This is a genomic window from Nocardiopsis codii, from assembly GCF_036327455.1.
In the GTDB taxonomy this organism is placed as follows: Bacteria; Actinomycetota; Actinomycetes; order Streptosporangiales; family Streptosporangiaceae; genus Nocardiopsis; species Nocardiopsis codii.
Genome location: NZ_JAUZMY010000051.1, coordinates 14,032 through 33,445, shown reverse-complemented (window position 1 = coordinate 33,445; position 19,414 = coordinate 14,032). Strand labels below are relative to the sequence as shown.

General features: G+C 73.5%; 19 protein-coding genes and 1 rRNA gene. 13 read left to right on the top strand and 7 right to left on the bottom strand.

Features of this window, described 5'->3' with window-relative positions; translation table 11 throughout:
- Nucleotides 1-3 precede the first annotated feature (3 nt).
- Nucleotides 4-119: ribosomal RNA gene (gene rrf, locus Q8791_RS30170) — 5S ribosomal RNA — on the top strand.
- Nucleotides 120-318: 199 nt separating this feature from the next.
- Here the strand turns inward: rrf and Q8791_RS30165 are convergent.
- Nucleotides 319-1,422, bottom strand: coding sequence for a hypothetical protein (locus Q8791_RS30165; protein WP_330095244.1), 1,104 nt, complete (start codon nt 1,420-1,422; stop codon nt 319-321).
- Nucleotides 1,423-1,476: 54 nt separating this feature from the next.
- Between Q8791_RS30165 and Q8791_RS30160 the strand changes: the two genes are divergently transcribed.
- On the top strand, nt 1,477-2,163 hold the full coding sequence (locus Q8791_RS30160) for a tetratricopeptide repeat protein (protein WP_330095243.1): 687 nt from the start codon (nt 1,477-1,479) through the stop codon (nt 2,161-2,163).
- A gap of 65 nt (nt 2,164-2,228) precedes the next feature.
- Nucleotides 2,229-2,657 (top strand): NUDIX hydrolase, encoded by a 429-nt coding sequence (locus Q8791_RS30155; protein ID WP_330095242.1) that lies wholly within the window; start codon nt 2,229-2,231, stop codon nt 2,655-2,657.
- Here Q8791_RS30155 and Q8791_RS30150 read toward each other — a convergent pair.
- Entirely contained in the window at nt 2,633-3,586 is a 954-nt protein-coding gene (locus tag Q8791_RS30150) for a GNAT family N-acetyltransferase (protein ID WP_330095241.1), read from the bottom strand. The genes Q8791_RS30155 and Q8791_RS30150 overlap by 25 nt on opposite strands.
- A 65-nt stretch (nt 3,587-3,651) precedes the next feature.
- The gene (locus tag Q8791_RS30145) at nt 3,652-4,656 is read right to left on the bottom strand and encodes an MBL fold metallo-hydrolase (RefSeq protein ID WP_330095251.1); all 1,005 of its coding nucleotides are present in this window, start codon (nt 4,654-4,656) and stop codon (nt 3,652-3,654) included.
- A 470-nt stretch (nt 4,657-5,126) separates the two neighbouring features.
- Between Q8791_RS30145 and Q8791_RS30140 the strand changes: the two genes are divergently transcribed.
- Nucleotides 5,127-5,549 (top strand): single-stranded DNA-binding protein, encoded by a 423-nt coding sequence (locus tag Q8791_RS30140; RefSeq protein ID WP_330095250.1) that lies wholly within the window; start codon nt 5,127-5,129, stop codon nt 5,547-5,549.
- Between the two features lie 17 nt (nt 5,550-5,566).
- Here Q8791_RS30140 and Q8791_RS30135 read toward each other — a convergent pair whose 3' ends face one another.
- Nucleotides 5,567-6,574: an HAD-IIA family hydrolase gene (locus Q8791_RS30135; protein ID WP_330095249.1), complete on the bottom strand. Its 1,008-nt coding sequence runs from the start codon at nt 6,572-6,574 to the stop codon at nt 5,567-5,569.
- Nucleotides 6,575-6,848: 274 nt separating this feature from the next.
- Entirely contained in the window at nt 6,849-7,655 is an 807-nt protein-coding gene (locus Q8791_RS30130; protein WP_330095240.1) for an aminoglycoside N(3)-acetyltransferase, read from the bottom strand.
- Between the two features lie 245 nt (nt 7,656-7,900).
- Here Q8791_RS30130 and Q8791_RS30125 point away from each other — a divergent pair, with 245 nt between their 5' ends.
- Complete coding sequence (locus Q8791_RS30125) at nt 7,901-9,394, top strand: serine hydrolase domain-containing protein (protein WP_330095239.1); 1,494 nt, start codon at nt 7,901-7,903, stop codon at nt 9,392-9,394.
- Between the two features lie 60 nt (nt 9,395-9,454).
- On the opposite strand, the gene Q8791_RS30120 is transcribed toward Q8791_RS30125, so the two are convergent.
- Entirely contained in the window at nt 9,455-10,744 is a 1,290-nt protein-coding gene (locus Q8791_RS30120; RefSeq protein WP_330095238.1) for a DUF1015 domain-containing protein, read from the bottom strand.
- 52 nt (nt 10,745-10,796) lie between these two features.
- The gene (locus Q8791_RS30115; RefSeq protein ID WP_330095237.1) at nt 10,797-11,147 is read right to left on the bottom strand and encodes an SCP2 sterol-binding domain-containing protein; all 351 of its coding nucleotides are present in this window, start codon (nt 11,145-11,147) and stop codon (nt 10,797-10,799) included.
- 195 nt (nt 11,148-11,342) lie between these two features.
- Between Q8791_RS30115 and Q8791_RS30110 the strand changes: the two genes are divergently transcribed.
- From Q8791_RS30110 to Q8791_RS30075, 8 genes are all read left to right on the top strand, one after another.
- Nucleotides 11,343-12,089, top strand: coding sequence for an accessory factor UbiK family protein (locus Q8791_RS30110; protein ID WP_330095236.1), 747 nt, complete (start codon nt 11,343-11,345; stop codon nt 12,087-12,089).
- A 30-nt stretch (nt 12,090-12,119) separates the two neighbouring features.
- Nucleotides 12,120-12,299: a hypothetical protein gene (locus Q8791_RS30105; RefSeq protein ID WP_330095235.1), complete on the top strand. Its 180-nt coding sequence runs from the start codon at nt 12,120-12,122 to the stop codon at nt 12,297-12,299.
- 21 nt (nt 12,300-12,320) lie between these two features.
- Nucleotides 12,321-13,121: a TlyA family RNA methyltransferase gene (locus tag Q8791_RS30100; protein ID WP_330095234.1), complete on the top strand. Its 801-nt coding sequence runs from the start codon at nt 12,321-12,323 to the stop codon at nt 13,119-13,121.
- 112 nt (nt 13,122-13,233) lie between these two features.
- Nucleotides 13,234-14,160 carry an NAD kinase gene (locus tag Q8791_RS30095; protein WP_330095233.1) on the top strand — a complete coding sequence of 309 codons (927 nt, stop codon included), beginning with the start codon at nt 13,234-13,236 and terminating at the stop codon, nt 14,158-14,160.
- A 75-nt stretch (nt 14,161-14,235) separates the two neighbouring features.
- Nucleotides 14,236-15,945 (top strand): DNA repair protein RecN, encoded by a 1,710-nt coding sequence (gene recN, locus Q8791_RS30090; protein ID WP_330095232.1) that lies wholly within the window; start codon nt 14,236-14,238, stop codon nt 15,943-15,945.
- Nucleotides 15,946-16,152: 207 nt separating this feature from the next.
- On the top strand, nt 16,153-17,325 hold the full coding sequence (gene steA, locus Q8791_RS30085; protein ID WP_330095248.1) for a putative cytokinetic ring protein SteA: 1,173 nt from the start codon (nt 16,153-16,155) through the stop codon (nt 17,323-17,325).
- The gene (locus Q8791_RS30080) at nt 17,322-18,425 is read left to right on the top strand and encodes a copper transporter (protein ID WP_330095231.1); all 1,104 of its coding nucleotides are present in this window, start codon (nt 17,322-17,324) and stop codon (nt 18,423-18,425) included. Before steA ends, Q8791_RS30080 begins: the two co-directional genes overlap by 4 nt.
- 3 nt (nt 18,426-18,428) lie before the next feature.
- Nucleotides 18,429-19,406: a hypothetical protein gene (locus tag Q8791_RS30075; RefSeq protein WP_407942084.1), complete on the top strand. Its 978-nt coding sequence runs from the start codon at nt 18,429-18,431 to the stop codon at nt 19,404-19,406.
- The last annotated feature ends 8 nt before the right edge of the window (nt 19,407-19,414 follow it).

Below are 19,414 nucleotides of genomic sequence, written 5' to 3'. Positions count from 1 at the left end.
TTCCGTGGTGGTTATTGCTGGAGGGTCACACCCGGTCTCTTTCCGAACCCGGTCGTTAAGTCTCCTTGCGCTGATGGTACTGCCCTGTGGTGGGGTGGGAGAGTAGGTCGCTGCCACGGTTTTTCTTTGGGGGGTCGCCTTTGTGGGCGGCCCCCTTTTTTTGTGTGTGGGTTTGTGCGTTTGTGAATGTCCCTGGTTGGGCTCAGATGGGCTCGACGGCCCGGTCGTGGAGAGAGTTCCCACTGGTCCGTGAAGTGGGGCAACTGCCGCTTTGGCGGTGAGCGGCGATGTCATGTCGTAAGCTGGAGAGCACGAGTACTATGACGCGCTGCTACTGCTCAAGGTGGCAGCGCTTTTGAGTGTTGACGGACGGGTTGGATGACTGAGGACAGCCGATCGGGAGACCGCGAGGACTCCGGAGCAAACGAGCATGGTGGTGACCGCTCCGGCGCGCCTGGCGGTCAGGGACGAGGCGAAGGGCCCCGCTCCCGATCCGGCTACAGCGGTTCCCGGGACGACAGAGGCGGCGACGACCGTCGGGGCGGCTACCGTCGCGACGACCGCGGAGGCCATCAGAGCCGTGATGACCGCGACCGCGGCGGTTACCGGGGCGGGGACCGTCGTGACGACGGTTACCGCGGCCGGGACGAGCGCGGGCCGCAGGGTGATCGGGGCGGCTACCGTCGCGATGACCGTGCCCCCCAGGGCGACCGTGGGGGTTACCGCGGCCGGGACGAGCGCGGGCCCCAGGGCGACCGTGGGGGTTACCGCGGCCGGGACGAGCGCGGGCCGCAGGGTGATCGGGGCGGCTACCGTCGTGACGACCGTGCCCCCCAGGGCGATCGCGGGGGTTACCGCGGCCGGGACGAGCGCGGGCCGCAGGGTGATCGGGGCGGCTACCGTCGCGATGACCGTGCCCCCCAGGGCGATCGCGGGGGTTACCGCGGCCGGGACGACCGCGGGCCCCAGGGCGACCGTGGGGGTTACCGTCGCGATGACCGTGCTCCCCAGGGCGACCGTGGCGGCTACCGCGGCCGGGACGACCGCGCCCCCGAGGGCGATCGTCGTGGTGGCGGAGGTTACCGTCGTGATGACCGTGCTCCTCAGGGTGACCGGGGTGGCTACCGTGGCCGGGACGACCGCGGGCCCCAGGGCGACCGTGGGGGTTACCGTCGCGATGACCGTGCTCCCCAGGGTGACCGTGGCGGCTACCGGGGCGGCGACAACCGGGGCGGGGGGAACTTCCGCGGCGGGGACCGCCGTGACGACCGGCGAGGTGGAGGAAACTTCGGCGGCCGTGACGACAGGCGCGACGACCGTCGGCCTCCCCGTGAGGACCGCGATCCCGCGGACATCCCGCCGCAGCTCCCGGAGGAGGTCACCTTCTCCCAGCTGGACCCCGAGACCCGGCGTGACCTGCACTCGCTGCCCAAGTCCCTGGCCGAACTCATCGGCAAGCACATCGTCGCCGCCGGCGTGCTCCTGGACGAGGACCCCGAGAAGGCCTACGCGCACGCCGCGTACGCGCGCCGCAAGGCGTCGCGTGTGCCCGGCGTACGAGAGGCCTCCGGTGTGGCCGCCTACACCGTCGGCAAGTGGCAGGAGGCGCTGTCGGACCTGCGCGCCGCACGCCGGATGAGCGGCCGTGACAACTTCCTCGCCATCATGGCGGACTGCGAGCGCGGCCTGGGCCGGCCGGAGCGGGCGCTGGAGATCACCAATGACCCCGCCGCGGACGCCCTGGACACCGCGGACCGTATCGAGCTGCGGATCGTCGCCGCCGGTGCGCGCCGCGACATGGGCGACGCCAAGGCCGCCCTGGCCGAGCTCCAGGTGCCGGAGCTGAAGGAGCGCCGCGCCCGTCCGTGGGTCGCGCGCCTCTTCTACGCCTACGGCGACGTCCTTGAGGAACTGGGCCGTGAGGACGACGCCCGGGAGTACTTCTCGCGGGCCTCGGCCGTGGACAGCGACGGCGTGACCGACGCCGACGAGAGGCTGGCCGCCCTCGAGGGCGTTGAGCTGGTCGACGTCGACACGGAGGACGGCATCGTCTGGACCGACGCGGAGGAGCAGGAACTTCCGGAGGACGGCGAGGAGGCCCCCACCGGCGAGGGCCGCGACCGCCGCGACGACCGCGACCGCGGCCCCCGGGACCGGTACTGACTCCTCCCCGGGACACCGAGGACACTGCGCCGTCGGGCGGCGGGAAGCCGCTCGGCGGCGCGGTCGTGGGCCTGGGGGTTCTCCCCGAGGCGCACGACTCGGTGGTGTGCCTGACCTACGCCGGTGACCGCCCTCTGCTCGTCCGCCACCGCGACCGCGGCTGGGAGTTCCCCGGAGGCCATACCGAGCCGGGCGAGTCGGTCGAGGACACCGCCCGGCGGGAGGCGCGGGAAGAGGCGGGCGCGACCCTGGGCGAGGTCCGCGCGGTGGGCCACTACGTCCTCGCGGGAGGGCACGTCACGATCGTCACCCACGCGCCGGTGACTCTGCTGGAGCCGCTGTCCGGGGACTTCGAGACCGTCGGGGTACGTGCCTTCGACGTTCTGCCCTCCGATGACGAGCTTTCCTGGGCTGACGGTGTCTACGCTCACCTCCTACGGGCACTGGGGCTGCCCGGAGCCCCCGCTCCTCAGCCCCCGACGGTCCTGGAGTAGGTGGTCTCCGTGGCGACCGCCTCGTACCCGAGCCGCCTGTTGATGGCCGGCATCGGTACGTTGCCCTCGTGGTTGCCGGTGTACGCGCGCCTGATGCCCCTGGCCCTCGCGAGGTGCAGGGCCACGTTCTTCGCGTAGCCCGCCAGGCCCCGGCCGCGGTGGTCGCGAAGGACTCCCGTCATCGCCGACTCGATCCGGGTGTCCCTGTCGGACGTGTAGCAGGTCATACCGACCGGGGAGCCGTCGACCAGGATCGCCAGGCTCAGCGCGAGGTCGTTGGCGGGGTGCGCCCACACGGTGGAGCGCCAGTCGTCGTAGGACATGAAGCGGCCGTCGTTGTCCGCGCCGGGCTCGTCCGCCGTGGTCAGCCTGTCGATCTCGTAGATGGGTCGCGTGTCGTTCACGAACTCCCGGAGGGGCCGCAGCTCCACCCCCTCCGGTGCGGGCGGGGCACTCGGCACGGCCCCCAGGTCGAGCCCCAGGATGTGGTGGTTCTCGACCGCACGGTAACCGCGCTCCGTCAGCAGTAGGGCGAAACCCTCTCCGCCCACCTGGACGCCGTCACCCGCCGCCTCGGCCCGGAGACTCGTCGCCCCCCGTTCGACCAGGGTGCGCTCGGACTCCTCCAGGAGGCGGAAGGCCAGGTCGGTACCCAGGTGGCTCTCGGCGACGGCGGCGAGGACGGACAGGCCGATCCTCCCCTCCGGGGAGGGGTTCCCCGCACGCTGGATCCTGGACCGGATGTGGCCGACCACGCCGCCGTCCTCCTCCACGGCGATGAGGTCGGTCTCCTCGAACCCGGCCGACGGGTGGTCGAGCCGCCAGAGCAAGCTCTTCTCCGTCAGGACCCGGCACGGGTTCGTGCGGTGCAGGAGCGAGAGGACCCGGGGTATGTCGGCTCGCTCGGCGGAACGGATGCCGATCGTCATGCGGTGAGGCTAGATGAGGGAGTACGTGACCGCACTCCCTTTTCCGGTGCCCGGGCACCGGAGGGTCAGGACCGCTCCTCGTCCGCCTTCCGCGCGGCCTCGGCCTGCTCCTCTGCGAGCCGGTCCAGCCAGTGCACGATGCCGGACACGTTGGTCTCCGGGCCGGCGAGGATGTCGAGGACCGCCGACGACTCCGGCGGTGCGTCGGCGGGGAACGGGCGGTATCGGGAGACCACCTTCTCCCGGACCATGGCGATGGCGTGGTCGAGGTCCCCGGTGCTCCCGTGTGCGTCGCGCACCGTCTCCACCCACAGCCGCAGTTCCGTCTCGGCCTTGTCGAGGGTCTCCGGAACGGCGTTGACCGCGCCGAAGTGGGAGAACATCAGCCTCTGGGCGCCGATGTCCGTGAACAGCTGAAGGGTGCGCAGGCACGCCTCCAGGTCGAAGTCCGGCGGTGGCGTGGCGGGGCTGACGTCCCCGGTGAGCGGCCTGTACACGCCCAGGGCGTCGCCGACGTAGAGGTCGCCGGTGAGGGAGTCCACCAGGCCCATGTGGTGCTTGGCGTGTCCGGGCGCGTAGTGCGACACGAGCCTGCGGCCGCCGCCCAGGTCGATCTCCCCGGTCTCGCCCACGGCGCGGATGCGTGTCGCGTCGGTGGGGCTCATGTGCCCGAACAGGGTCTCCAACCGGTCGCCCCACACCATGGCGGCGCTGGCCATCAACCGGCTCGGGTCGGCCAGATGGCGGGCGCCGCGCTCGTGCACGACGATCTCGGCGTTGGGGAACAGCGCGGCCATGTCACCGGTGCCGCCCGCGTGGTCCAGGTGGATGTGGGTGACGACGATGGTGGCCAGGTCCGCCGGTGCGAGTCCCAGGCGCGTGACGGCCTCGTGCAGGACGCGTGCCGAGGTGGCGGTTCCGACCTCGACGACGCAGGGCCGTTCAGAGCGGATGAGGTAGCTCGACACGACCCCCGGGTATCCGGCGAGCATCGTGTCGATGGCGAAGATGTCGTCGCCCAGAGGGGTGATCCCCTCGGGCAGACCGCTCACGTCCACGTCGTCGTGCACTGCAAGCACCCCTGCTTCCTCGGTCGTCGTGCGGCGCGGGAAGGAACTGTCCCGAACCGAATCCGACTCTAGGACAGGGGCGCCGTGACAGGTGGGATCGGGGGCGGAGTAGTGGGGCGGCGGTCACTCCCGCCGGCCGCCGCCCCGGGCGGACCGGTCGTCCGGTGGGCGTCGCCGGGGAGTTGTCCACAGGTTCGGGCGGGGGATTCCCTCCGCGGGCCGGGCAGGTGATCCTGGAGATCAGGGCAGACGCCCCACTCCTCGCGGACCGCCGTACCGTCGGTGTCGCCCGCCCTCTCCGCCGCGTCGCGCCCGTTCCCTCGCTCACCAGCCCAGGAGGACGTATGCGCCAGGAGACGACGGTCGCCCGACCGCGCGCCACAGCCCGCCCCCCGACCGAGAGGCAGCTGACCGGCCCGCCCGCGGCCGACAGGCACCGCACCGTACCGGACCTGTGCCCTCTGCCCGGTCTGGACGCGTCCGGCCGCCGGGACGAACCGGACCGGACAGAGGGGTCCGGCCCCCGTCACGAGGCGGATCACCGCAACGAGGTCGTGGTGGCGGGGCGGATCACCGCCGAACCCCTCGTGCGCGAACTCCCCAGCGGGGACCGGGTCGCCACCTGGCGGATCTGCGTGGCCAGGCCGACCGACACCCGGTACGCGGGGCGCGCGTTCGATTCGATCACCTGTGCCAGCTTCGACCAGGACCTGCACGAGGGGATCCGCGGCTGGAGGGTGGGTGACGTGGTCCGGATGAGCGGGGAGCTGCGCCGCCGGACCTGGCGCGGACGCGAGGGGGTGCGCAGTGTCTGCGAGGTCGAGGCGAGGACCGCGACCCTGGTACGTGCGGCCGGGCCGGGGCCCGGTGTGCGGAAGGCGACGGGGCGGTGAGGCCGCGGCGCGCGTGCTCACCAGCCCAGACGGGCCAGAACGCCGCGTGCGGCCGGGCCGGCGGGGTCCACCGTTCCGTCCGCCCACACGGCCGCGCACAGGGCACGGAGACCGTCCAAGCGGTCCCCCGTCCCCTCGATCGCCGGTGCGCCCTCGGTGACGGTCACCGTCCACCCACCGCAGCGGGTCCGGTCGCCGGTGCGCGTCACCTCGGGGTGCGTGTCGTTCATCCCCGCCACGTCCCACGACAGGTAGGAGGGGCGCTGGTGTTCGGGTGCGGCGAGGGCGTCCGCGGGGGTGGTCACCCCGGACAGCACGAGCAGGCTCGCCGCTCCGTGCACCGTGGCGCCCTCGATGTCGGTGTCGAGCCGGTCGCCGACGATGAGCGGGTTGCGGGCTCCCGTGCGGCGGATGCCCTCCTCGTGCAGGGGGCGCATCGGCTTCCCGGCGATGACGGGTTCGACACCGGTGGCGTGGGCGATCACCCGGACGAAGGACCCGTTGGCCGGGGTGACCCCCCACTCGGTGGGGGCGGTGGCGTCGGCGTTGCTGGCCACGTACAGCGCACCGCGCGACACCGCGAGCGTCCCCTGGTCGAGCAGGTCGCGGTTCATGCCCCGCGCGTACCCCTGGACCACGGCCACCACCGACTCCGACGCCACCGTCACGGGGCGCAGGCCCATCTTCCGGACCGCCTGGCGCAGCCCGGTGTCGCCCACCACGAGTACGTCGGATCCCGCCGGGTGGCGCTCGCTCACCAGTCGGGCGGCCGCCTCGGCAGAAGTCACGACGTCCCCGGGTGCCGCGGCCACCCCCAACTGGGTGAGGTGTTCCGCGATCCGGGCGGGGGTGCGACCGGCATTGTTGGTCACGAACGCCACCCTGGCGCCGGCGGCCCGTGCCTTCCCCACCGCCTCCGGGGCCGAGGGCACCGCGTCCGGGCCGATGTACACGACCCCGTCCAGGTCCAGGAGCATCGCGTCGTAGAGCGTGTTCAGGGGACGGTCTGCGGCGAGCAGGGACATGTCGGGGAACCTGTTCCGTGCGGTGGGCATGGTCGGTGTTCAGGCTATGGCCTGACCTTCCACCGGCGGGACCGCGCACCCCCGGTAGGGGTGTGCCCTGTGTCGCACGGGCCGGGCCGCTTGTCCACGGCACGGCGCGGAGCGGGGCCCGGGAGCGGTTCCGGGGCCTCCCGGGACGGGGGACCGCACCGTCATCGTCGGTCGGCGGCGCGGGCCTGTCGGCCCGGAGCCGCGGGTCCGAGGGTGGCGGTGCCCGAGGGCGGCGGGCGCGGGATCAGCGGGCCCGGTGGCCGGTCAGCCAGGAGGTGGCGAACGCCACCGCGTCAGGAAGGGAGAACAGGCGTGCCGCGGCCTCGCCCACACGACCGCGCACGACCCCGCCCCGTGCCTCGAGATCCGACCCCAGTCGTGGGAAGTCGTGCGAGTCGGGGGCCACGTCGGTGAAGGTCGTCCACGTCCGGTCGCCGTCCGCTGTGAGGACGGCGCAGGAGGACTCCTCCGTCGTCGGCCGGGGCACCCGGTACTCGGCCAGGTGCAGGGCGGTGCACGTGTCGAAGCCCGTGCCCAGCAGCAGGATCCGTGCGTCCGCGCGTTCCAGTCGGGCGAGCGGGGAGTCCTCGCCCAGACGGCAGTCCAGGGGGTGGTGGTCCATGAGTTCGCCGGCTCGGGCGCCGACGGCGGCGAAGGACGTCTGGGGGTGGGGGCTGCGGACGGCGCCCGGCCAGGTCCTGACTGCCTCCGCGATGCGGCCCATACGGGCGCTCGGTGTGATGCGGGGGTCGAAAGCGGGTGTCTGCGCGCGGATGGTCGGCCACCAGTCCTCCGGAACGGGCGGGTTCCGCCACCCCGAGGGGTCCGTGTTGTCCATGGTCTGGGTGGGGACGACCACGGTTCCCGTTCTGCCGACCGCGTCCAGGAGGGCGTGGACGGCGGTCTGTTCGGCACCGCACACCCAGCCGAGGGACTTCAGGGAGGAGTGGACCACGAGCGTGTCGCCGGACGCGACGCCGAGTCCGGCCAGGTCCCGTGTGAGGGACGCGCGGGTCTGCGGTCGGCGGGTGGTCTGCGTCTGGGCGGCCACGGCGACGGGCTCCTCCGGAGTCGGGCAGGGGGTGGGACGGCACCATGCTCGCAGCCGGGATGCCGACAGACCACCGGATTACCTCGGCTTGGCGGCCAGGCCGCCCGGGGGCGGGGGAGGCGTCCTGCCAGGAGCGGGAGGCGGGGCGCCTGGGGTCGGCCGCAGGGGAGGGGTACGGAAAACCCCAGGGTGTTCCTGCGGTCGGCGCCGTGGTGCCGGGGAGTGCGGGGAAACACCATGGATGCATGGTCTCTCCGAAAACCCCCGCGGTGCTGCTCGCCGCCTTCGCCCTCCTCCTCGCCGGGAGCCCGGCAGCCGCCGACACGGCAGGTCCGGGAGGAGGGCGGCTGACGCCCGGCGCCGTCGACGCCTACCTGAACGGCTACCTGGAGTCCTCGCCGCTGCCCGGGGCCGCGGTCGCCGTCACCCGTGGTACGGAGGTGGTGCACGTCGCGGGTTACGGCACCGACTCCGGGGGCGAGCCGATGGGCGCCGACACCCCGATGGGCGTGGCCTCGGTGAGCAAGGCCTTCACCGCGCTGGCGGTCATGCAGCTCGTGGAGGACGGTGAGGTCGGTCTCGACGATCCGGTGGCCGAACTGCTTCCGGAGTTCGCCACCGCCGACCCCCGCGGAGCGGACATCACCGTTCGCCAGCTGCTCACCCAGACCTCGGGGATGTCCGACACGGCCTTCCGTGAGAAGAGCGAGCCCGCCCCCGTCGACCTGGCGGGCGCGGTCGCCCGGCTCTCGGAGGCCGACCTGGTCGCCCGGCCCGGTACCGAGGAGCACTACCACAACCCCAACTACCACGTGGCGGCACGCATGGTGGAGGTCGTCAGCGGCCTGCCCTTCGGCGAGTTCCTGGAACGGCGCACGTTCGGGCCCCTGGGCATGGACGACACGGTCACCGTCGACACCGTCGACGAGGTCTTCGACGCCGGTGTGGCCACGGGCCACATCGGCGTGCTGGGGCACGCGGTGCCCGTCGCCGAACCCGGGAGCTACGTCAACGGTGCGGGCGGCATGGTCACCACGGCCGCGGACATGTCCCGGTGGCTCGTCGCGCAGAACAACGGAGGGGAGGGCGCGAACGGGGCGCGGATCCTCTCGGAGGAGGGCCTCGCCGCCACCCACACCCCGCTGGGCGGCGTCGGTCCGGGGGAGCGGAAGGGGCTGGGCTGGGACGTGGGCGACACCCCTGCCGGGTCGCCGATGGTCTCGCACGGCGGTATCCAGTTCACCTACACGGCCCACCAGGCGCTCCTGCCGGAGAGCGGGTACGGGATCGCGGTGATGGCCAACACCGGGCTGGGCAGCGCCGACGCCTCCGCCCTGCTGTACGGGTTGGTCGCCCTGGCCGACGGGGACGTGCCCGCCTCTCCGGCGGCGCCGGTGCTGCTGGGGGTGGACGCGGTCCTGGCGGCCCTGACCGTGCTGGCCTGCTACCTGGCGTACCGGGGTGTGCGCGGCGCCGGTGCGTGGGCCGCCGCCGCCCGCCGCCGGTGCCGGTGGCGCACCGCGCTCCGGCTGGTGCCCGGCCTCGCCGTGATCGCCGCAGCCGCGGTCCCGCACCGGTTGACGGCGACGCTCGCCCAGGGCCGCGACCTCACCTGGCTCCAGAGCCTCCACACCGCGCCCACGGCCGTGGTCCTCCTGGTGGCCGCCGCACTGGCCTTCGCCGCGGTGTACGCGGCGCGGGCGGTCCGGCTCGTCCGCCCGCGCGGGGACGACGGCTGAGCGCGTCCGCGCCTGCGCGGGCGGGCCGGGCGCTCCGCCGGGAGGCGGAACACCCGGCCCTCAGTCCAGGACCCTCATGACCAGTCCGGTGCGCGGTTTGGGGCCGAACGAGGTGGACTTGCGCGGGGTCAGTTCGCCGCGGTCGGCCACCGCGTACACCTGGCCCACGCTCAGGGCGGGCACGACGACGGCCGTCCCCTTCTCGTCGCGGGCGGCGGCGACCGCCTCGGCGGGGTCGTCGTGCACCATGCGCACACTCTCCTCCGGCACCTCCCACAGGGGCATGAGCACTTCGTGGAGAGCCGCGGTGGACAGGTGGCGCCACTCCGGCGACCGGCCGGGCATCGCCCGCTCCAGCACCCCCGGGTCGAAGTCGTGCACCAGGTGGGCGTCCCCCTCGGCCGACACCAGCAGCAGGACGGGGGACTCCGATCCCGCTCGGGCCGCCAACGCCGCCAGGACCTCCGGGGAGGCCGCGCCGAGCGGCTCCACGGAGGCCACCGTCCGCGCCGCCCGGACCGCCGTGTCGGTGTCCAGTCCGGGAAGGACCCGGTGGATGGCGCCCAACCGGGGCGGGTGGGTGTCGCTGTCCACCAGCAGGGCCAGCCCGTACCCCCAGCCGGGGTCGGTGTACTCCCGGTGGAGGCGCCGGTAGGCGGCGTAGCGGTGGTGCCCGTCGGCGATCAGGGCGGAGCGGCCGGCCAGGTCGGCCGCGATCCGCCCCAGTTCGGCGGGGTCGGTGACGGCCCACAACCGGTGTTCGGCACCGTCGCGGGTGCGGGTGGAGACCAGCGGGGTGTCCGCCGTCACGGCCTCGGTGGCGGTGCTCGCGGCCCCGCCGCCGCCCCGGTAGACGAGGAAGATCGGCTCCAGGTTGGCCCGGGACATGCCCATGAGGGTGAACCGGTCGCGCACCGGAGGGGCGGCCACGTCCTCGTGCGGGCGGACCGCCGACCCGGTGTCGTCCTCGGGAAGCCGCAGGTTGCCCACCAGTCCGCGCTGGCGCCGTCCGTCCGCCGTGACCTGCTCGTACACGTACAGGGCGGGTTCGCCGTCCAGCGCGAGCACCCCGTCGTCGATCCAGCTGTGCAGGAGGTCGGCGGCGGCGCCGTACCGGTGCGGGACGGTGCTGTCCGGGTCCTGTCTGCCCAGCTCGTAGGGCAGGGTGACCCGTGCCGCGTTGTGGGGGTCGGACCGCTGGAGCTTCCGTGCCTCCGCGGCGTCGGGGATGTCGTAGGGCGGGGTCAGCAGACGCGAGATGTCGAAGTCCCCGTCGATGAACCGGTCCACGTCCGGGTTCGTGTAGCGCAGACCGCGGAAGGGGGCCAGTTCGAGAGCGTGGCGTGGCATCCCAGCAAGGTACCCGCCGTGGGACGGCCGTCGGGTCCGACGCCGCGGCGGGTCAGAGGAGGCGGCGCATGCGCAGGAGGTCGCCGACGGCGGCCTCCACCCTGACCCTGCGGCTCAGGAGCGCACGGGCGGCGTCCAGCCGGTCCTCCGCCACCGCTACCAGGTCGTCGCTTCCGACGGTGATCCGGACCTGGGGTTTCGGGGAGGCGGGGTCGAGGGGCCGGGGGGTCACGTCGACCAGGCCGTCGAGGGTGAGGCGCATGTCGAAGGCTGTCGCCAGGTCGGGGACGACCACGCTGACGGAGCGTTCACGGATGTGCCTGCGGCGCTCCTCCTCCGGTTCGGCGAGGATGCGCTGGTTGATCTTCTCGATTCCGACGAGACAGGAGTCGATGCTGCTCATGGCGACATCATGCCCTACCGGGGGGCGTCGGGAATCCCTCTGGGTCCTACGGGACGAATGGGATGGGCTGTCGGGATCGCGTGTCATCGGCGGCCCCGCACGGGTAGCGTGGGGACCGCCCCCGCTGCGTAGTGGACCCCTCTTCCTGCGCCCTTCCCCTTTTCTCCCGCGGTCCCATCAAGGAGCACGTGAATCATGGTCGTCGACGCGGTACGCACCTACCTCGATGCCGCCAATGGCCTCACCGAACTCTCGCGCAAGCAGGCCGTCGCCGCCGCCAAGACCCTGCTGCGGGCGAACGGGGCCGGCGGCCCCGCGCTCCCCGCCGGAGACGCCGACAACCCGCCGCCGAGGGTGGGGCAGAACATCCAGGCCCTGGCGGGCGAACTGATCGAGACCAGCCAGTCGAACCGGTCCGCCATCGCCGAGCTGGTCCGCGCCGAGGTCGAGCGCCAGCTGGAGCGGATGGACGTCGTCCCGCGCGGTGAGCACGAGCGGCTGGTCCGCAGGGTCGCCGAGCTGGAGCGCCGCCTGGCCGCCCGCCACACGGCGGAGAGGGCCCCGGCCCCCGAGCCCGACGCGGTGTCCTCCCCGGTGTCCCCGGCCGCCACCGAACCCGCCGGGCAGGACGGCGAGGCGGCCGGTGGCGCCGAGCACCGACCGGACACCCCCCGGAACACGGGCAAGGGCGCCGGGGGAGAGGCAGCGCAGGTCCGGACGGTCCCGGGGGAGGTTGCCGACACAGGGGAGCCCTCCGACACCGGGGCCGTCGCGCAGGACGGCGCCGAGGACTCCTCCGGTGACGATTCCGCCGACGGGGACGCGGCACCGGAGGCCGTCAGATCCGCGGCCAAGAGCAGACCGCGGACCCCGGCCAAGACCGCCCGGCCGCGTTCCACCGCCAAGCGCACCCCCAAGGGCAAGGGCGCGGCGAAGAAGTAGAGTCAGGCGAACACGATCACCGGGAGAACCATGGACCCCAAGGAGCAGGCCGAGGTCGTGGCCGAGCAGACCCTCAGCGGCACCAGGGAGCGGCTGGCGGAGCTGGAGTCGCGCCCCACCGCCGAGCACGTCGCGGTCTTCGACACCCTGCACCAGGAGCTGTCCGGTGTGCTCGGGGCACTCGACCAGCACGCGAACACTCCCCGATAACTCTCGGTATCGTAGGTAACCATGGCAAAACGTACTCGGCTCGACGCGGAACTGGTCCGCCGCGGGCACGCACGCTCCCGAGGTCACGCCGCCGAGATCATCGACGGCGGCTTCGTCAAGGTGGCCGGGATCGTGGCCTCCAAGGCCGCGACCCAGGTCGGTCAGGACCAGCCCATCGTGGTCCGGGCGCCCTCCGACGAACCCCCCTACGTGTCCCGGGGCGCCCACAAGCTCATCGGCGCCCTCGACGCGTTCGCCCTCGACGTCACGGACCGCCGCGCGCTGGACGCCGGCGCCTCCACCGGCGGCTTCACCGACGTGCTGCTCCGCCGCATGGCGGCCCACGTCACCGCGGTCGACGTCGGCTACGGCCAGCTCGCCTGGTCCCTGCGCAGCAACGACCGGGTACGGGTGATGGAGCGGGTCAACGTCCGCGAGCTCACACCCGAGCAGATCGGCGACCCCAGGCCCGACCTGGTCGTCGGCGACCTGTCGTTCATCTCGCTGAAGCTGGTCCTGGGCCCGCTCAAGGACTGTGTGAGCGCGGAGGCCGACTTCGTGCTCATGGTCAAACCCCAGTTCGAGGTCGGCAAGAACAAGGTCGGGGCGGGGGGAGTGGTCCGCGAGCCCGCACTGCGAGCCGAGGCGGTCTCCGACGTCGCCGCCCACGCCCTCACACTGGGCCTGGGGGTCGTCGGTGTGACCGCGAGCCCGCTCCCCGGGCCCTCCGGAAACGTCGAGTACTTCCTGTGGTTGCGCGCGGGCGCCCCGCCCCTCGACCCGGCCGACCTGGACCGGGCCGTGGAGGAGGGGCCGAGTTGAGGGGCATGGCACCGTGTCGCAGGTGTCCGGTAACGTGACCCGGCCGGGTCAGCGAACGCTCCCGGTCGGTACTCGGGCTCCCCAGTCGGGGAGCGAACGTAAGGGGACGGCGATGAGCAGCGGACGCAGTGTTCTCCTGCTGGCCCACACCGGTCGGCCCGCGGCCGTGCGCAGCGCGCAACTGGTCCACGAGAGCCTCAGCCGCGCCGGGCTGACCGTGCGCATGCTCAAGACCGAGCTCGAGGAACTGGCCGCGGTGGGCTGTGTGCTCACCCCGATCGAGGTCGTGGAGCCCGCCGACGCAGCCGAGGGTGCGGAGCTGGTCATGGTGCTCGGGGGCGACGGCACACTGTTGCGGGCGGCCGAGATGGCCCGCCCCGCCGGGGCGCCGCTGCTCGGTGTGAACCTCGGCCACGTGGGCTTCCTCGCCGAGGCCGAGCGCGAGGACCTGGGCGCCACCGTGCGCAACGTCGTCAACCGCGACTACGACGTCGAGGAGCGCATGACCCTGGAGGTCGCGGTCTTCAACGGGGGGCGCAACAACGGCGCGCCGTCCGTCCGCTCCTGGGCGCTCAACGACGCCACACTGGAGAAGGGCGAGTCGCGGCGCATCCTGGAGGCCGTCCTGGAGATCGACGGCCGGCCGCTGTCCCGCTGGGCCTGTGACGGGGTGGTGTGCGCCACCCCGACGGGGTCGACCGCGCACGCGTTCTCCGCGGGGGGACCGGTGGTGTGGCCGGACGTCGAGGCGCTCCTGGTCGTGCCGCTCAGCGCCCACGCGCTGTTCGCCCGGCCCCTCGTCGTGGGGCCGCACGCGACGATCGCCTTCGAGGTGCTTCCGGACACGGCGCCCGGGGTGCTCTGGTGCGATGGACGACGTATGGTCGAATTGCCCGCGGGGGCACGAATCGAGATCACCCGTGCAGATACGCCGGTGCGGCTGGCCCGGTTGCACCGGGCACCGTTCACCGACCGGCTGGTGGCCAAGTTCGGCCTTCCGGTCGCGGGTTGGCGCGGGCGGGTCGAGCACGGTCACTGACCGCGGAGCGCTTTCCGGCGCGGCGTGCGCGTGTGCGCGTGAAATGAACTGGAGCCAACCACAGGAGAGGGATCGGTGCTCGAAGAAGTCCGTATCCAGGGACTCGGGGTCATCGACGACGCCGTTTTGGAGTTGTCACCGGGGCTGACCGTCGTCACGGGTGAGACCGGCGCGGGAAAGACCATGGTCGTCACCGGGCTCGGGCTGCTCTTCGGTGGGCGGGCCGACCCCCAGCGCGTACGGCCCGGCGCCGAGCGGGCGGTGGTGGAGGGGCGGTTGACCGTTCCCGCCGGCGGCCGTGTGGCCGACCGCGTGCTGGAGGCCGGGGGCGACATCGACGACGACGTCCTCATCCTCACCCGCGCGGTGTCGGCCGAGGGCCGCTCGCGCGCCACGATGGGCGGGCGTTCCGCCCCCGTCAGCCTGCTCGCCTACCTCGCCGACGACCTGGTGGCGGTGCACGGACAGTCGGACCAGCAGCGGCTGCTGCGGGCCGACCGGCAGCGCTCCTCGCTGGACCGCTTCGCGGGGGAGCAGCTCGCCAAGGCGGCGAAGCAGTACACACTGGCCTACCGCCGCCACCGCGAGGTCACCGCCGAGCTGGAGGAGCTGGTGGAGCGGGCGCGCGAGCGCGCCCAGGAGGCCGACATGCTCCGCTTCGGGGCGGAGGAGATCGCCGCGGCCGAGCCGCTGGCCGGCGAGGACGCCGAACTCCTGGCGGAGGAGACCCGGCTGGCGCACGCCGACGGCCTGCGTCTGGCGGCGACCACCGCGCACGAGGCCCTGGCCGGCGACCCCGCCTCCGACGTGGAGGTCGACGTGGCGGCACTGCTCTCCGCGGCCCGCCAGGCCGTGGCGTCGGTGCGCGAGCACGACACCGAGCTGGCCGCCATCGGCGACCGTCTGGACGAGGCGTCCTACATCCTGACCGACGCGGCCACCGAGCTCGCCTCCTACGCCGAGTCGGTGGACGCCGACCCCGGCCGCCTGGCCCAGGTCCAGGAGCGCCGCGCGCTGCTGACCTCGCTGTCCCGCAAGTACGGCGAGACCACGGACGAGGTGCTGAACTGGGCCGCGAACGCGGCCAAGCGGCTGGCGGACCTGGACAACGACGACGAGCGCATCGAGGCCCTGCGCGCCGAGGTCGCCGAGCTGCACGAGGGCCTGGACCGGTCCGCCGCGGATCTGACGCGCATCCGCACCGAGGCGGCCGACCGGTTCGGCGCTGCCGTCACGGAGGAGTTGACCGCTCTGGCCATGCCGCACGCCCGCGTGAGCGTGCGGATCACCACGGGTGAGGAGTTCGGCCAGTACGGCCGCGACGAGGTCGAGGTCCTGCTGGCCCCGCATCCCAGTTCACCGCCGCTGGCCCTGCACAAGGGCGCCTCGGGCGGTGAGCTCTCCCGGGTGATGCTGGCCATCGAGGTGGTGTTCGCGGGGGCCGACCCGGTGCCCACGTTCGTCTTCGACGAGGTCGACGCGGGTGTGGGCGGCAAGGCAGCGGTGGAGATCGGTCGGCGTCTGGCCAGGCTCGCGCAGCGCTCCCAGGTCATCGTGGTCACCCACCTGCCGCAGGTCGCGGCGTTCGCCGACGCGCACCTGGTGGTGGAGAAGTCCACCGAGGGCCTGGTCACGGAGAGCGGCGTGGTGAGGTTGGACCGTCCGGGCAGGGTCCGCGAGCTGTCGCGGATGCTCGCCGGTCTGGAGGACTCCGAGCTGGGCCGGGCCCACGCGGAGGAGCTTCTCACCAACGCCGACCCGGAGCGCGCCTACCCCGCTGCCTGATCGGGCGGGTCCGGGTCCCGCGGGCCGGATGCGTGAGCCGCCGTCCGCCGACGGGGCCGGTGGCGGGCCGTCGTCAACGTCCCCGATGGGGTGGTGACGGCGGTCCTGCCCCGAACACGCCGATCTTCCAGCTGTTATAACTCACCGTAGGCGAGTTCTGACAGTATGCCAGCGATGAAGGTATCGGATGCGCTCAGCGCCACAGTCATGCGGTTCCGCCGCTCCCGGGCGGACGCTCCCACGGGGCTGGTCGCGCCCGTCCGGTCGGACCGCCGCACCAAGAACCTGACCAAACGCCTCCGCCCGGGCGACATCGCCGTCATCGACCACGTCGACCTGGACCGGGTCAGCGCCGAGGCGCTGGTCGGCTGCGGGGTCTCGGCGGTGCTCAACGTCGCCAAGAGCATCAGCGGCCGCTACCCCAACCAGGGGCCCGAGATGATCGTCGCGGCGGGTATCCCCCTGCTCGACGACGTGGACCCCGAGGTCTTCACACGGGTCCGCGACGGTGAGCGCCTCCGGCTGGAGGGCGCCACCCTCTACCGCGGCGACGAGGTGGTCGCCCGCGGGACCCTCCAGGACACGGGGACGGTGAGCGCGGCCATGGCCGAGGCGCGCGCCGGGCTCGCCACCCAGCTGGAGGCCTTCGCCGCCAACACCATGGCCTACCTCCAGCACGAGCGGGACCTGCTCCTGGACGGCATCGGCATCCCCGACATCGAGACCGACATGGAGGGGCGCCACGTCCTCATCGTGGTGCGCGGCTACCACTACCGCGAGGACATCGCCGCCCTGCGCCCCTACATCCGCGAGTTCCGGCCGGTCATCGTCGCCGTGGACGGCGGCGCCGACGCGGTCATGGAGGGCGGGTACCGGCCCGACATCATCGTCGGCGACTTCGACTCGGTGTCGGACCAGGCCCTGGCGAGCGGTGCCGAACTCGTCGTGCACGCCTACCGGGACGGCCGGGCGCCCGGCCTGCCCCGGCTCACCGACCTGGGGTACGACGCTGTGGTCTTCCCGGCGACCGGCACCAGCGAGGACGTCGCCATGATGCTGGCCGACGGCTCGGGTGCGGCCCTCATCGTGGCGGTGGGCACGCACGCCACCCTGGAGGAGTTCCTCGACAAGGGCCGCTCCGGCATGGCGAGCACCTTCCTGACCCGCCTGCGGGTGGGCGGAAAGCTCGTGGACGCCAAGGGCGTCAGCCGCCTGTACCGCTCGCGCATCTCGCCCTGGGCGCTGCTCGGGCTGGTCGCCGCATGTCTGCTCACCATCGTGGTCGCCGCCTACAGCTCACCGGCGGGACAGGTCTACCTCACCTTTCTCGCGGCGCGCTGGGACGGGTTCTCCTACTGGCTGACAGGACTGCTGACGTGATCGATTTCCGCTACCACCTGGTCTCCATCGTCGCGGTGTTCCTCGCGCTCACCGTGGGACTGGTCCTGGGGACCACCATGCTCCAGGACCCGCTGCTCAACACCCTCCAGTCCGAGACCTCCGACCTGCGCGGCCAGAGCGAGGACCTGCGCTCCGAACGCGACGTCGCGGACAAGGTCAACGCCGGAGCCGACGAGATGGCCGAGGCCGTGTCCTCGGACATGCTCGCCGGACGCCTCGCCGACCTGAGCGTGGTCGTGGTGACCTCGCCGGGGGCGAACCACGAGGTGGCCGACGGGCTCGCCGAGAGGGTCGAAGAGGCGGGCGGCGAGGTCGTCGGCCGGATCGCCGTCACCGACGCCCTCGTGGACGCTGGGAACGCCACCTTCGTCGACGAGTTGTCGATCCAGGTGTCCCAGGACCCCGACAGCCTCTCCGGAGGTCCCTACGAGAAGGCGGGTACGGAGCTCGGCCGAGCCCTGGCGACCGTCGACGCCGAGATCGACGTCGACGGGGAGACCGGGGAAGGAACCGCCGAGGACGCGGGGGACGGGGAGAGTGTTGCCGCGGGGGGCCACGACGGCGGCTACGACGCCGAGGCCGTCCTGGACGCCTTCTCCGAGGGCGGGCTGATCCAGGTCGAGGGCGAACCGGCGGTGTCCGCCGACGCCCTCATCGTGCTCGCACCCGCGGCGGGGGCCGACCAGGGAGCCGACAGGGAGGCCGCCAACGCGGTGCTCACCACCGTCACCACCGCACTGCACCGCGAGGTCGGCGCCGCCGTCCTGGCCGGTGACGTGCCCTCCTCCCGCGGCGACGGGATGCTCGCACAGGCCCGTGCGGCGGAGCCGGAGTTCGCCACCGCGGACGTGACCGGGCGGCCCATGGGGGACATCATCGCCGTCCTGGCACTGGCCGAGAACCTGGGCGGGGGCGCCGGGGCCTACGGGATCGGCGACGGTGTCCGGGCCTTCCTGCCCGACCCGCTGCCCTCCGCGCGCGAGGTGGGCGACCAGGCCTCCGGGAGCGCCGAGGACGCGGTGTCCGACGAGGGGGGCCGTGTCGACGAGTCCCGCCGCACCGTCCCGGACGGTGAGTGACCGGTGCTCTCCCACGCCCTGCCCCTGACCGCCGCACGACGGCCCGGCCGCGGAGCCGCCGTCGCGCCGTCGCCCGTCCGCTCCCTGGCCCAGGGTCTGGCCGGCGCCGTGGTCGGCGCCGTCGCCGCCCGCGCCGCCTACGCCGTGCTCACACTGCCCGAGCGCGCCCGCGCCCTCGCCGGGCCGGAAACACGCGGAACGGCCGGCGCGGCCCACGGGGCCCCACGGGCGGGGACCTCCGCCGGGGGCCCCGGTGCGGACGCCCCCGCCGCCTGGCGGCGCCGCAACTTCCGTGGACGGGTCGTCACCCTCCAGGAGGGGCCCGCCCTGGCGGTGGGGGTGTGCGCCGCCAGCTTCCTCGTCCCCGGCCAGCCTCCGCGCGTGCGCGCCGCCTCGGCCCTGGCCGCCGCGGGGGCCGCGGCGTTCGGAGCCTACGACGACCTGTCCGGCAACGGGCAGGCCAGGGGACTGCACGGGCACCTGGCCGCACTCGCGCGCGGAGAGGTCACGACCGGCCTGGTCAAGATGGTCGGCATCGGCGCCACCGGGATCGCGGCCGCGTCCCTGCTGCGCCGCGGCCCGGCGGACACCCTGGTGGACGGCGCCCTCATCGCGGCCGGCGCCAACCTGATCAACCTGTTCGACCTGCGCCCCGGGCGTGCGGCCAAGTTCGCCCTGCTCGTCTCGGCGCCCGCCCTGGCCTCGCCCGCGGCCCCCCTGTTCGGCCCGGTGGTGGGCGCCTGCTCCGCGCTGCTCCCCGACGACCTCGCGGAACGCTCCATGCTCGGGGACGCGGGGGCCAACGCCCTGGGCGCCGCCCTGGGCGCGGCGGCCGTCGCCCAGGCGCCGCGCCCCGTACGCCTCGCGCTGTTCGGCGCGGTGGCCGCGCTCACCCTGGCCAGCGAGGTCACCAGCTTCTCCGGGGTCATCGACCGGGTTCCCGCCCTGCGCCGCCTCGACCGGTGGGGCAGGTGCGCGTGAGGGGCCCG

What these genes read in the sequence shown, in the direction of transcription:
- Q8791_RS30095 (WP_330095233.1), top strand. Translation starts at nt 13,234, where the DNA reads ATGAGCAGCGGACGCAGTGTTCTCCTGCTGGCCCACACCGGTCGGCCC.
- Q8791_RS30125 (WP_330095239.1), top strand. Translation starts at nt 7,901, where the DNA reads ATGGTCTCTCCGAAAACCCCCGCGGTGCTGCTCGCCGCCTTCGCCCTC.
- Q8791_RS30120 (WP_330095238.1), bottom strand. Translation starts at nt 10,744, where the DNA reads ATGCCACGCCACGCTCTCGAACTGGCCCCCTTCCGCGGTCTGCGCTAC.
- Q8791_RS30115 (WP_330095237.1), bottom strand. Translation starts at nt 11,147, where the DNA reads ATGAGCAGCATCGACTCCTGTCTCGTCGGAATCGAGAAGATCAACCAG.
- Q8791_RS30100 (WP_330095234.1), top strand. Translation starts at nt 12,321, where the DNA reads ATGGCAAAACGTACTCGGCTCGACGCGGAACTGGTCCGCCGCGGGCAC.
- Q8791_RS30135 (WP_330095249.1), bottom strand. Translation starts at nt 6,574, where the DNA reads ATGTCCCTGCTCGCCGCAGACCGTCCCCTGAACACGCTCTACGACGCG.
- Q8791_RS30110 (WP_330095236.1), top strand. Translation starts at nt 11,343, where the DNA reads ATGGTCGTCGACGCGGTACGCACCTACCTCGATGCCGCCAATGGCCTC.
- steA (WP_330095248.1), top strand. Translation starts at nt 16,153, where the DNA reads ATGCGGTTCCGCCGCTCCCGGGCGGACGCTCCCACGGGGCTGGTCGCG.
- Q8791_RS30150 (WP_330095241.1), bottom strand. Translation starts at nt 3,586, where the DNA reads ATGACGATCGGCATCCGTTCCGCCGAGCGAGCCGACATACCCCGGGTC.
- Q8791_RS30105 (WP_330095235.1), top strand. Translation starts at nt 12,120, where the DNA reads ATGGACCCCAAGGAGCAGGCCGAGGTCGTGGCCGAGCAGACCCTCAGC.